Annotated in this window: 14 protein-coding genes; 8 read left to right on the top strand and 6 right to left on the bottom strand. The window is 74.3% G+C overall.

The window, feature by feature from the left end; genetic code table 11:
* Positions 1-256 precede the first annotated feature (256 nt).
* Positions 257-784, bottom strand: coding sequence for an O-methyltransferase (locus tag MVA48_RS10845; RefSeq protein WP_246988735.1), 528 nt, complete (start codon positions 782-784; stop codon positions 257-259).
* A gap of 265 nt (positions 785-1,049) precedes the next feature.
* On the opposite strand from MVA48_RS10845, the gene sigE reads away from it, so the two are divergent.
* From sigE to MVA48_RS10825, 4 genes are all read left to right on the top strand, one after another.
* Positions 1,050-1,601 (top strand): RNA polymerase sigma factor SigE, encoded by a 552-nt coding sequence (gene sigE, locus MVA48_RS10840; protein WP_246988733.1) that lies wholly within the window; start codon positions 1,050-1,052, stop codon positions 1,599-1,601.
* Positions 1,598-2,182, top strand: coding sequence for an anti-sigma factor family protein (locus MVA48_RS23760; RefSeq protein ID WP_305852306.1), 585 nt, complete (start codon positions 1,598-1,600; stop codon positions 2,180-2,182). The genes sigE and MVA48_RS23760 overlap by 4 nt, the downstream gene beginning before the upstream one ends.
* A 140-nt stretch (positions 2,183-2,322) precedes the next feature.
* Positions 2,323-3,699 carry a S1C family serine protease gene (locus tag MVA48_RS10830; protein ID WP_246988731.1) on the top strand — a complete coding sequence of 459 codons (1,377 nt, stop codon included), beginning with the start codon at positions 2,323-2,325 and terminating at the stop codon, positions 3,697-3,699.
* Positions 3,700-3,708: 9 nt separating this feature from the next.
* A complete protein-coding gene (locus MVA48_RS10825) occupies positions 3,709-4,059 on the top strand; it encodes a twin-arginine translocase TatA/TatE family subunit (protein ID WP_246988729.1) in 351 nt (116 codons plus the stop codon).
* A 96-nt stretch (positions 4,060-4,155) separates the two neighbouring features.
* Here MVA48_RS10825 and MVA48_RS10820 read toward each other — a convergent pair whose 3' ends face one another.
* Together MVA48_RS10820 and MVA48_RS10815 are read right to left on the bottom strand one after the other, a co-directional pair.
* Positions 4,156-4,629, bottom strand: coding sequence for an SRPBCC family protein (locus tag MVA48_RS10820; protein ID WP_246988727.1), 474 nt, complete (start codon positions 4,627-4,629; stop codon positions 4,156-4,158).
* Positions 4,626-5,777, bottom strand: a complete 1,152-nt coding sequence (locus MVA48_RS10815; RefSeq protein ID WP_246988725.1) for an Mrp/NBP35 family ATP-binding protein — start codon at positions 5,775-5,777, stop codon at positions 4,626-4,628. The genes MVA48_RS10820 and MVA48_RS10815 overlap by 4 nt, the downstream gene beginning before the upstream one ends.
* 348 nt (positions 5,778-6,125) lie before the next feature.
* Here MVA48_RS10815 and MVA48_RS10810 point away from each other — a divergent pair, with 348 nt between their 5' ends.
* Positions 6,126-6,842: an AzlC family ABC transporter permease gene (locus MVA48_RS10810; RefSeq protein ID WP_246988722.1), complete on the top strand. Its 717-nt coding sequence runs from the start codon at positions 6,126-6,128 to the stop codon at positions 6,840-6,842.
* Positions 6,839-7,156 carry an AzlD domain-containing protein gene (locus MVA48_RS10805; protein ID WP_246988720.1) on the top strand — a complete coding sequence of 106 codons (318 nt, stop codon included), beginning with the start codon at positions 6,839-6,841 and terminating at the stop codon, positions 7,154-7,156. The genes MVA48_RS10810 and MVA48_RS10805 overlap by 4 nt, the downstream gene beginning before the upstream one ends.
* Before the next feature lie 4 nt (positions 7,157-7,160).
* Here MVA48_RS10805 and MVA48_RS10800 read toward each other — a convergent pair whose 3' ends face one another.
* Genes MVA48_RS10800 through MVA48_RS10790 form a run of 3 tightly spaced genes read right to left on the bottom strand, consistent with a single transcriptional unit; the run spans position 7,161 to position 9,414 of the window.
* Complete coding sequence (locus tag MVA48_RS10800; protein WP_246988718.1) at positions 7,161-7,646, bottom strand: methylated-DNA--[protein]-cysteine S-methyltransferase; 486 nt, start codon at positions 7,644-7,646, stop codon at positions 7,161-7,163.
* Between the two features lie 33 nt (positions 7,647-7,679).
* Complete coding sequence (locus tag MVA48_RS10795; protein WP_246988716.1) at positions 7,680-8,207, bottom strand: DUF1003 domain-containing protein; 528 nt, start codon at positions 8,205-8,207, stop codon at positions 7,680-7,682.
* Positions 8,200-9,414 carry a magnesium transporter MgtE N-terminal domain-containing protein gene (locus tag MVA48_RS10790; RefSeq protein ID WP_246988714.1) on the bottom strand — a complete coding sequence of 405 codons (1,215 nt, stop codon included), beginning with the start codon at positions 9,412-9,414 and terminating at the stop codon, positions 8,200-8,202. Before MVA48_RS10790 ends, MVA48_RS10795 begins: the two co-directional genes overlap by 8 nt.
* 49 nt (positions 9,415-9,463) lie before the next feature.
* On the opposite strand from MVA48_RS10790, the gene MVA48_RS10785 reads away from it, so the two are divergent.
* Both MVA48_RS10785 and MVA48_RS10780 read left to right on the top strand, forming a co-directional pair.
* Complete coding sequence (locus tag MVA48_RS10785; protein WP_246988713.1) at positions 9,464-10,333, top strand: PhzF family phenazine biosynthesis protein; 870 nt, start codon at positions 9,464-9,466, stop codon at positions 10,331-10,333.
* Positions 10,330-11,250 (top strand): DMT family transporter, encoded by a 921-nt coding sequence (locus MVA48_RS10780; RefSeq protein WP_246988711.1) that lies wholly within the window; start codon positions 10,330-10,332, stop codon positions 11,248-11,250. The genes MVA48_RS10785 and MVA48_RS10780 overlap by 4 nt, the downstream gene beginning before the upstream one ends.
* Positions 11,251-11,353: the final 103 nt, after the last annotated feature.

Below are 11,353 nucleotides of genomic sequence, written 5' to 3'. Positions count from 1 at the left end.
CGAAGGAGGCAGCACGTGTTCTCCGCTTGCTCGCGCGGTCTTACGAGCCATCGGATTCACAACTGGCGATGGCGTCTCTTATGATTCCGCCGAGTGGGCTCGCAGAACCATGGGGCTAGGGTGCATCCGTAGCTGACGCAGGGCGGACGCCTGGCTTTATCTTGGAATGGCGGCAGAGTTGAGATCGGCGATTTCTGTTTGGCTCGTGTCCGTCGCTGGCGCATAGGCCGATACTTCTCGTTCTTGCGAACCGGAGTCAGTCGCGCTTGGTGGCGAGCAGGAGTCCGGCGCCGAGGGGGAGGACGGCGGCGAGCAGCGTCTCGTCGTCCTTGATCGTCCGGGAGATCTCCCGCCAGGCGACGGTCTGCGGGTCGCGGACCGTGCGGTCGCTGATCCGGCCGCCCTCGAGCAGGCCGTGGCAGACCAGCGAGCCGCCCACCCGGATCAGCTCGAGCAGCCCGGGCACATGGGGTGCGTACTCGCGCGGCGGTCCGGCGCAGACGACGAGGTCGTAGGCGCCGGGCGAGAGCCGGGGGAGCACCTCGGCGGGCGTGCCGAAGATCAGCCGCGCGCGGCTCGGCGCGACGCCGGCGTCGGCGAACGCCGTGCGGACCGCGCGCAACTGCTCGGGATCGGAGTCGAGCGCGGTGAGGACGCCGTCGGCGCGCATGCCGCGCAGCAGCCACAGGCCGGCCAGGCCGCCGCCGCTGCCGATCGAGACCACAGCCCGCGCGCCGGCGCCGGCGGCGAGCACGGCGAGCGCCGCCCCGACCGACGGGGCCACCGGGGAGCGCCGGAGAGGGCGAGCGCCCGCTCGCGCGCGGCCACCATCGCCTCCGACTCGACCGCGAACCGGTCGGCGTAGTCGGCGCTGCTCACCGGGCGAGGGTAGTGGGTGGTTCCTGTGGGTTTCCTGCGAGACGCTCGCACCGGGAACACCGGTGCCGATCCCGCCCGTTGATCGTTTCGTGCGACAGACGCCAGCCGATGCCGTTCGCCCTCCCCACGTCGGGGAGGCTCCGGACGCGCCCGTCTGCGATCCTGTAGGTGTGTCCGAAGCCGACGTCTGGGTGGCCCCCACGTGGGAGCAGGTCGTCCGCGACCACTCCGCCCGCGTGTACCGCCTCGCCTACCGGCTGTCGGGCAACCCCCAGGACGCCGAGGACCTGACGCAAGAGACGTTCGTCCGCGTGTTCCGGTCGCTGGCCGACTTCTCGCCCGGCACCTTCGAGGGCTGGCTGCATCGCATCACGACGAACCTGTTCCTCGACATGGTGCGGCGCCGCCAGCGGATCCGCTTCGACGCCCTGCCCGAGGACACCGAGCGGCTGCCCGGCACCTCGCCCAGCCCGGAGCAGGTCTACGCCGACACCCACCTCGACCCGCAGGTGCAGGCGGCGCTCGACGCGCTCTCGCCGGAGTTCCGTGTCGCCGTCGTCCTCTGCGACATCGAGGGCCTCACCTACGAGGAGATCGCGGCCACCCTCGGCATCAAGCTCGGCACCGTCCGCAGCCGCATCCACCGCGGCCGCGTGCAGCTGCGCGAGGCGCTGGCCCACCTGGCGCCCCGCCGGGCCGTTCCCGCGGAGGGCACGGCATGAGCATTCCCGAGAGCCACCTGGCGCAGGAGGCGATCGCCGCCCTCGTCGACGGGGAGCTCGAGGCCGGCCCGGCGAACCGCGCGGCCCGGCACCTCTCCGGCTGCCTGCAGTGCCGCATGGCCGTGCAGGCCCAGCGCGAGGCCAAGGAGGCGCTGCACCGCACCCGGGACGTCGACGTGCCCGGTGACCTCATGTCGCGGCTCTGCGCCATCCCCTTCACCGCCGACGTCCCGGGCCAGGGCGGCGGCGGCATGGGCACGCTCACCGCCGGCCGTGACCAGCTGACCGTGCAGGGCGCCACCGGCTCCTGGTCGGTCGACCTGCATCCCGAGGAGCGCCCGCAGCGCCCCGACCACGCCCGCTGGCTGCGCCGTGGACTCGCCGGCACCCTGATCGGTCTCGGTGCCGGCGTGACCGCCCTGGCGCTGAGCCTCCCGGCCGACGGCGCGCCCGGCACGGGCCGCCTGCCGTCGGGCCCCGTCGCCGGCACGTCGCCCGAGCAGCACACCCAGGTCGTGCCGCCGATCGTGCGCACCGTGACCATCGGCACGAACTCCACGGTGACGGGCGGGACCCCCTGAGCGACTCCGAGAGCCAGTTCGCCCGGCCGGCCGGATCCGAGGGCCCCTTCGCCGACGTCCCCGACCGGCTCGCTCCGCGCCCGGTGTCGGCGCCGCGCCCGTCACCCGGGCAGCAGGCCGCGTTTGGCCGACCGGAGTCGGTGGCCGGCGGCTTCGCCGACGGCCGGCCCACCCCGCCGCCGCGCCCCGTGCCGCCCCCTCCGGCCGAGGCCCTGCTGCGCGCCTTCGGACCCGCGGCCACCGGGCAGCGAGGCCTCCAGGAGCCACCCGGCGGCCGACCGGGACGGCGTCGCACGGCGACCGGCCCGTGGTGGAAGCCGGACGCGCGCTCCGACCCCTGGCGCGACCCGTACGCGCCTGCCGGTCTCGGCGCTCCGGCGGTGTACGACGAGGAGGTCCAGCCCGGGCCGATCGTCGTCGACCCCAAGGGCCGCAAGAAGCTGCGGGTGCGCGACCTGTCCGTCCGGCTCTGGGTGCTCGGGCTGCTGGCGGTCCTCCTGGTCGCCGCCGTCGGCGGTGGCGCCGGCTGGTACCTGACGAAGACCCAGGACGAGACGCCGCTGCTCGCACCCGGCACCCGGCTCTCCGAGGTCGACCCCGGCGTCACGCGCGAACCGGGCTCGGTGTCCGACATCGCCGCCAAGGTCATGCCCGCCGTCGTGTCGATCGAGGTGCGCGTCGGGCAGGCCGGCGCGACCGGCTCCGGCGTCGTCGTCGACGGCGACCAGGGCTACATCGTCACCAACAACCACGTGGTGTCCGGGGCCGACGGCGTCCAGGGCGCCGAGATCCGCGCCGTGTTCTCCGACGGCAGCGGCTCGGCCGCCCGCATCGTCGGCCGCGACCCGGCCAGCGACATCGCCGTCCTCAAGGTCGAGAAGCCGGGTCTGGTGGGCGCCGCCCTGGGCAACTCCGACGACGTCGTCGTCGGCGACCCGGTGGTGGCCATCGGCTCGCCCCTCGGCCTCGCCGGCACCGTCACCAGCGGCATCGTCAGCGCACTGAACCGGCCCGTCCGCCTGGCCGGCGAGGGCAGCGACACCAACGCGGTCATCAGCGCCGTGCAGACCGACGCCCCGATCAACCCCGGCAACTCCGGCGGCGCGCTGGTCGACGCCAGCGGTGCGGTCATCGGCATCAACACGGCGATCGCGTCGGTGGGCGGTGGCAGCGTCGGCCTAGGGTTCGCCATCCCGATCGACACGGTGCGCGACATCGCCGAGCAGCTGATCGCCACCGGCGAGGCGGTGCACGCCTCGCTCGGGGTGCAGACCCGCTCGGTCACCGACGGCACCCGCGACGGCGCGCTCGTGCTGAACGTGGAGCCGGGCAGCGCCGCCGACGAGGCCGGGCTGCGGGAGCAGGACGTCGTCATCGCCGTCCAGGGCGAGCCCGTGGGCAGCTCCGAGGAGCTCGTCGTCGCCGTCGACCGCCACGACCCGGGTGACACCATCACCGTCGAGGTCGTGCGCGGCGGGCGGTCGCAGGAGTTCGAGGCCACCCTGGACCAGGCCTAACCTGGACCGGTGTTCGACTCGATCGGCTGGGGCGAGATCGTCGTCCTGGGGCTCGCCGCGCTCTTCATCTTCGGTCCGGAACGACTGCCGCACCTCGCCAAGGACGCCGCGACCGGCCTGAAGAAGCTGCGGTCGGCGATCACCGGCGTCCGCGAGCAGATGAACGAGTCCCTCGGCGACGATCTCGGCGAGCTGCGCGACCTCGACCTGCGCAAGTACCACCCGAGGACGTTCATCCGCAGCCAGCTGTTCGAGGACGAGGACGACAAGCCCGTCGTGCGCCCGGCCGCGGCGGCGATGCCGGTCGCCCGGCCCCGCGACTCCGCGACCCCGCCCCCGTTCGACCCCGACGCGACATGATCTGTCGCCCTCCGGGCGACACCGCATCCACGAGCCGTCCCCCCGATGAGCTGAGCCCTGGAGGCCCCTCCTCGGGGAGCCTCCGGCCCCCGCTGGTCAGGCCTGGCCCGCGGCCTTCTTCGCGTCGGCCTCCGCGGCCTGCTTGAGGCGCTGCAGGGTGCCGGCGATGCCCTCGCGGTTGCGCTCGGGGAACCTGGCCGCCCGCACGACGGCCGTGGTGAGCCGGTCGGCCCGGGACATGTCGAACGCCTCGGTCACCGTCGTCCCGCCGTCGGCGGTCGCTGTCAGCTCGTAGCGCCACCGGTTGGCGGTGAAGTGCCGCCAGGCGATCAGCCGGTCGGGCTCGAACTCGACCACCCGGTTGCGGATCAGGTACGGGACGCCGAACAGCTTCATCCGCACGGTGAACGTCTGACCCGTGCCGGTGATCCGCTCGGGCGCCTGGATCACCGACCCGACCGAGCCCGACCCGTCGATGCGCGCATGCTGCGTCGGGTCGGCGAGGATCGCGAACACCACCGACGGGGGCGCGTCGACGGTGATGCTGTCGGAGACCCGCAGGTCGCTCATCGACGGACCGGCGTCAGCCCGAGCGACATGCCCGACAGGCCCCGCTGGCGGACGGCGAGCCCGTCGGCGACCTTCTCCAGCGCCTGCGCGGCGGGGGAGTCGGGCTCGGCGAGCACGATCGGCGCACCGGCGTCGCCGGCCTCGCGCAGCCGCGTGTCGAGCGGGATCTGGCCGAGCAGCGGCACGCGGGCGCCGAGCGTGCGGGTCAGCGCGTCGGAGACGGCCTCGCCGCCACCGGCGCCGAAGACCTCCATGCGGGAGCCGTCGGGCAGCTCGAGCCACGACATGTTCTCGATGACGCCGACCACCTGCTGATGGGTCTGCGTCGCGATCGCGCCGGCCCGCTCGGCCACCTCGGCGGCGGCGAGCTGCGGCGTGGTGACCACCAGGATCTCGGCGTTCGGCAGCAGCTGGGCGATGGAGATCGCGACGTCACCGGTACCGGGCGGCAGGTCGAGCAGCAGGACGTCGAGGTCGCCCCACCACACGTCGGCGAGGAACTGCTGCAGTGCGCGGTGCAGCATCGGCCCGCGCCAGACCACCGGGGTGTTCCCGGGAGTGAACATGCCGATCGAGATGACCTTCACGCCGTAGGACTGCGGCGGCATGATCATGTTGTCGACCTGGGTGGGCTTGTCGTCCACGCCCAGCATGCGGGGCACCGAGTGGCCGTAGATGTCGGCGTCCACGACGCCGACCGACAGGCCCCGCTTGGCCAGCGCCGCCGCCAGGTTCACCGTGACCGACGACTTGCCGACGCCGCCCTTGCCCGACGCGACCGCGTAGACGCGGGTCAGGGAGCCGGGCTGGGCGAAGGGGATGACCGGCTCGGCCGTGTCGGAGCCGCGCACGGTCTTGCGGAGCTCGGCACGCTGCTCGTCGCTCATCACGTCGAGCCCGACCTGCACCGAGGTCACACCGGGGACGGCGGACACGGCCTGGGTGACGCGGTTGGTGATCGTCTCGCGCATCGGGCAGCCGGCGACGGTCAGGTACACCTCGACGCGGACCGCGCCGCCGGCACCGATCTGCACGTCCTTGACCATGCCCAGCTCGGTGAGCGGGCGGTTGATCTCCGGGTCCTGGACGGTGGCCAGAGCGGCGGTGATGGCGTCGAGCGCCGGCGAGCCGGTCAGCGTGTCGGACATCGTTGCGTGTGTCTCCTTCGACGGGGGACCCGGTGCGCGACCGCGAGGCGCGGCGACCTGGGGTTCTCTCGATCCCTCCGCCACTGTACGGCGGGCCACAGGCGGCGCCTCCCGCCGGAGAGGTGATCTGCTGCGCAGTCCTGAGGCCCTCAGCCGGCGGACGGTGGCCAGGACTGCCCGGACGACCGATGTCGAGCCGCCTGCCTCAGGGCGACCGTCGGCGCATGGACATCCCCTACTGCACCCCCGCCCTGCACTCCGAGCTGTCGGACCGCTTCGACCGGGCACTCGCCGCGCGCCGGCGGACGCGCCGCAAGCGGCGCCGGCCGCGTCACTAGGGTCGGCCGGGTGACCTCCGCCGCCCCGAGCGCCGCCCGCCGGGCCACGCTCCGGGACGCCGTCGGGCTCGGCGTCGCGGTCGGGCTCTACGGCGCCGCCTTCGGGGCGGCCGCCGACGCGGCCGGGCTGCACGTCTGGCAGGCGATGACCCTCTCGCTGCTGATGTTCACCGGCGCCTCGCAGTTCGCCCTGGTTGGAGTGCTCGGGGCCGGCGGCAGCGCACTGGCCGCCGTGGGGAGCGCCCTGCTGCTCGGCACCCGCAACACCGTCTACGGCGTGCGCCTGGTGCCGCTCTTGCGGCCGCGCGGCGTCCGGCGGTTCGGGACGGCGCACTGGGTGATCGACGAGACGACGGCGCTGGCGCTGGCCGCGCCGGACCGCGCCCTGGCGCGGCTGGCCTTCCTCGCCGGCGGTGCCTCGATCTTCCTGATGTGGAACCTCACGACGGTCGTCGGTGCCCTGGGCGCGGCGGCCCTCGGCGGTGCCGCCCGGGCGGCGCTGGACGCCGTCGTCCCGGCGGCGTTCCTCGCGCTGCTGTGGCCGCGGCTGCGCCGGTCGTTCCCCGAGGCCGCCGTGCAGCGGCGGGTGGCGGTCGGCGGAGCTGCCGTCGCGCTCGCCCTCACGCCGTTCGTCCCTGCGGGCGTGCAGGTGATCGCCGCCGTCGTGGCGGTGGCGCTGGCGGGCCGGCCCCGCCCGGAGGCCCGGCTCGAGGCAGGGCCGGCATGAGCGGAACCGCGTTGTGGGCGGCGGTGATCGCCGGAGCTCTCGGCTGCTACCTGCTGAAGCTCGCCGGGCTCGCCGTTCCGGCGGCCTGGGTGGAGCAGCCGTGGGTGGCGCGCGTCGTCGACTTCGTGCCGGCGGCGCTGCTCGCCGCACTGGTCGCGGTCCAGGCGCTGACCAGCGGTCAGGAACTGGTGCTCGACGGTCGTCTCGTCGGGCTGGCCGTCGCGGCGGTGGCGCTCGCGCTGCGCGCGCCGTTCATCGTTGTCCTGGTGGTGGCCGGTGCGGCCGGAGCACTGGTGCACGTCGTGACGGGGTGAGCCCTCAGAACAGCCGGTCGTCGCGCTGCTCGAGGTCGAGCAGGAAGCGCTTGCGGGGCAACCCGCCGCCGAAGCCGACCAACGTTCCGTCGGCCCCGACGACACGGTGGCAGGGGACGACGATCGCCAGGGGGTTGCGGCCGCTCGCGGCACCGACGGCCTGGGCGCCGCCGGGTTCGCCGACGGCCTTCGCCACCGCCCCGTAGGTCCGGGTCCGGCCGTACGGGATGCGGGTGAGCTGCTCCCACACCGCCAGCTCGAAGCCGGTCCCGGCCGGCCGCAGTGGCAGGTCGAACGCCGTGCGCCCGCCGGCGAAGTACTCGTCCAGCTGCCGGACGACGTCCTCGAACCCCTTCTCGGACCGCGCACCGAGGTTCTCCCGCTCGGCCTCCGTCGGCGGGTTCAGCAGCAGCCGGACCAGCGCGCCGTCCTCCCGGACCACGGTCAGCGGCCCGATGGGAGAAGGCACCACGGTGTGGGTCCTGGACATCGCCGCGACGCTAGCGCCGGATGCCGACAGTTCTCAGTCCGGCGTCACCGCGGCGGTGTCCCGCTTGCGCTTCGCCTTCTTCTCGCGCTTGTCGGCGTCCTCGTCGTCGTCGACGAGCCGGTTGAGCTCGCCGCGGATGAAGTCGCGGGTGGCCACCTCGCCGATCGCCACGCGGAGCGCCGCCAGCTCCCGGGCCACGTACTCGGTGTCGGCGCGGGTCTGCGCCGCCCGCGCGCGGTCCTCCTCGGCCTGCACGCGGTCGCGGTCGGCCTGCCGGTTCTGCGCGAGCAGGATCAGCGGGGCGGCGTAGGCGGCCTGGGTGGAGAAGGCCAGGTTCAGCAGGATGAACGGATAGGGGTCCCAGCGCAGCGACACCGCGAAGACGTTGAGCGCGATCCAGACGATCACCAGGATCGTCTGGATCGCGAGGTAGCGCCCGGTGCCGAGGAACCGGGCGATCGACTCCGCGCCGGCGCCGACGGCGTCGGGGTTGAGCTTGATCAGCGTGCTCAGCCGACGCCCGCCGGTGCGGGGGACGTCCAGGCGGGGACCGTCAGCCACGACGGGCACGCTCGCGCCAGTCGTCGGGCAGCAGGTGGTCCAGGACGTCGTCGACGCTCACCGCGCCCACCAGCCGGCCCTGCTCGTCGACGACCGGAGCAGCCACCAGGTTGTACGTGGCGAAGTACCGAGTGACCTCCGCCAGCGGGGCCTCGGGCCGCAGCGGCTCCAGGTCGTCGAGGACGCCGCTCACGAGACTGGACGGCGGTTCGCGCAGCAGCCGCTGGATGTGCGCGAGCCCCAGGTAGCGGCCGGTGGGCGTGGCCGACGGCGGCCGGCAGACGTAGACCTGGCTGGCCAGCGCCGGGGTGAGCTCCGGCTCCCGCACGCGGGCCAGTGCCTCGGCGATCGTGGCGTCCGGCGCCAGGATCACCGGCTCGCTGGTCATGATGCCGCCGGCGGTGTCCTCGGAGTACTTGAGCAGCTGGCGCACCGGCTCGGCCTCGTCGGGCTCCATCAGTTCCAGCAGCCGGTTGCGGTCGACGTTGGACAGCTCGGCGAGCAGGTCGGCGGCGTCGTCGGGGTCCATCGCCTCGAGCACGTCGGCGGCGCGGCGCTCGTCCAGCGTGCCGAGGATCGTCACCTGGTCGGCCTCGGGCAGCTCGCCCAGCACGTCGGCGAGCCGCTCGTCGTCGAGGGCCTCGGCGACCTCGTGCCGCCGCTTGATCGGCAGTTCCTGCAGGGCGTGGGCGACGTCGGCCGCGTTGAGCTCGCGGTAGGTCGCGATGAGCGTCTCGGCGCCCTGCCCGGTCTGCGGGAGGGCCAGGCCCTGGACCTCGTCCCAGGCCAGCTGGTGCAGCTGGCCGCGGCGGCCGAGGCGGCCCGGCTCCTGGACGGCGAGCCGCGAGAGCACCCAGTCGCCGGTGCGGGTCTGCTCGACGGCGGCGTCGATCACGTGCGCGGTCCTGCCCGACTCGGAGATCCGCACCGTCCGGTCCAGCAGCTCCCCGAGGACGAGGGTCTCGCCGGCCCGCTGCTCGAAGCGCTTCAGGTTGAGCGTGCCCGACGCGAGCATCACCGCGCCCGGGTCGACGGCGGTGACCCGGCCCATCGGCACGAAGATCCGCCGGCGGGCGACGACCTCCACCACGATTCCCAGGACCCGCGGTGCAGCGGCGCCCACGCGCAGCGCGACGACGACGTCGCGGACCTTGCCGACCCGGTCGCCGTTGGGGTCGAAGACCGTCAGCCCGGCCAGCCGGGACACATATGCCCTCGTCGCCGTCGTCACGAAGCGTGAGGCTACCGTCGGGGCCGTGCCGGCCCGGGAAAGTCTCGACTACGAGATCGTCGACGTCTTCGCGCCGCGCGCCTACGCCGGCAACCCGCTGGCCGTGGTCTTCGACGCCGACGAGCTGACCACCGAGCAGTGCCAGGCGCTCGCCTTCGAGTTCCACCTCTCCGAGACGTCGTTCGTCTGCGCGCCGACCGAGCCCGGCGCCGACTACCGGGTGCGCATCTTCACGCCGTTCGCGGAGCTGCCGTTCGCCGGCCACCCGAGCGTCGGCGCGGCCCACACCCTGGTCCGCACCGGCCGGCTCCCCGCCGGGACCGTGCGCCAGGAGTGCGGGGTCGGCGTCCTCGACCTCGAGGTCGACGGCGCCGGCGCGCAGCTCACCGGCGGAGAGCCGAGCATCGCCGCCGAACGTCCGGTGCACGCCCTGGCCACCGCGGTCGGTCTTGCCGCCGACGACATCGCGGGCATGCCCGCGCACATGGCCGGCTGCGGGCTGCCGTGGACCTATCTGGCCGTGCGACCGGGCGCAGTCGACCGGGCCGTCGCCGACCACGCGGCGCTCGACGCCCTGGGCGCGGGGGAGGGCATCGAGGTCCTTTCCTGGGACGCCGACTCCTCCACCGCCTACGCGCGGGCGTTCGCCGGCGACCTGCGGTGGGGTGAGGACCCGGGCACGGGCTCGGCGGCGTTGGGTCTGGGCGTCTGGTTGGTGGCGACCGGCCAGCTGCCGGGCGAGGGGACGTCGGCCTACACGGTGCACCAGGGCGTGAAGCTGGGCCGCCCGTCGGTGCTCGAGTGCACGGTCTCCGCTGCGGGTGGCGCGGCGGTCTCGGCGACCGTGACGGGGGCCGTCGTCCCGATCGCGAGCGGTCGCATCCGGGTCCCGTGACGACCACGGCCGACGCCTGGGCGCTGCACCGCCCGGGCGCCCGGGACGTCGGCCTGCTCTCCCTCGCCGTCGTCGGGGTCTCGCTGTCGGCGCCGCTGACCGCGATGGTCACCGCGCCGATGCTCGCGCTGGCGTTCTGGCGCAACGCCGCCGGCGCCGGTGTCCTGCTGCCGGTGCTGCTCACCCGCGAGCGCTCGACCCTGGCCGGGCTGCGGTGGCGGGACCTGCGCAGCTCCGTCGTCGCCGGGCTCTTCCTGGCCGCGCACTTCGCCACCTGGCTGCCGAGTCTGTCGATGACGACGGTGGCCGCCTCCGTCGCGCTGGTCACCACGACGCCGATCTGGACGGCGCTGGCGGCGCGCGTCTCCGGGGTGCTCCTGCCCGCGGCCGTCTGGTGGGGGCTGCTGCTCGCCTTCGCCGGCGTCGTCCTCATCGTCGGGGTCGACGTGACGGTGAGCCTGGAGGCGCTGGCCGGTGACGCGCTGGCGCTGCTGGGTGCCATCTGCGCCGGGGGCTACGTCCTGGCCGGTGCCCGCGCCCGGCAGCGGCTGGCGACCTCGGCCTATGCGGTCGTCTGCTACTCCGTCTGCGCGGTCGTCATCGCGGTCTCCGCGGTGGTGGTCGGCGCACCGCTCGTCGGGTTCGAGGCCCGCGACTGGTGGCTCATCGCGGGCATCACGGTCGCCGCGCAGCTGTTCGGGCACACGCTGCTGAACCTGGTGCTGTCCACGGTGGGGCCGACGGTGGTCAGCCTCGCCGTCCTGCTCGAGGTGCCGGGCGCGCTGCTCTTCGCGCTGGTGCTGCTCGGTCAGGTGCCGCCGCTGCTGGCGCTGCCCGGCGTCGCGCTGGTGGTCGCCGGTGTGGCGCTGGTCGTGCGGGCCAGCCGCCCCCACACCCTGGTCGAGCCGGGCACCTGAGCCCCCGCGCGTCCGTGATCATCGGCATGTGGCTGACCGGCACGCCGACGGTGACCGCCATATGACGATGATCACGGTGGTGAGCGGGTGGGCATGCCCGTCG

Origin of the sequence: Blastococcus sp. PRF04-17, from assembly GCF_023016265.1 — a bacterium.
In the GTDB taxonomy this organism is placed as follows: domain Bacteria; phylum Actinomycetota; class Actinomycetes; order Mycobacteriales; family Geodermatophilaceae; genus Blastococcus_B.
Note: the sequence above shows the minus strand (reverse complement) of the source record. Positions and strands in the feature narration are given on the sequence as shown.

Excerpts from the sequence above, each read along its gene's own strand:
- MVA48_RS23760 (WP_305852306.1), top strand. The coding sequence starts at position 1,598 with ATGAGCATTCCCGAGAGCCACCTGGCGCAGGAGGCGATCGCCGCCCTC.
- MVA48_RS10820 (WP_246988727.1), bottom strand. The coding sequence starts at position 4,629 with ATGAGCGACCTGCGGGTCTCCGACAGCATCACCGTCGACGCGCCCCCG.
- MVA48_RS10815 (WP_246988725.1), bottom strand. The coding sequence starts at position 5,777 with ATGTCCGACACGCTGACCGGCTCGCCGGCGCTCGACGCCATCACCGCC.
- MVA48_RS10805 (WP_246988720.1), top strand. The coding sequence starts at position 6,839 with ATGAGCGGAACCGCGTTGTGGGCGGCGGTGATCGCCGGAGCTCTCGGC.
- MVA48_RS10800 (WP_246988718.1), bottom strand. The coding sequence starts at position 7,646 with ATGTCCAGGACCCACACCGTGGTGCCTTCTCCCATCGGGCCGCTGACC.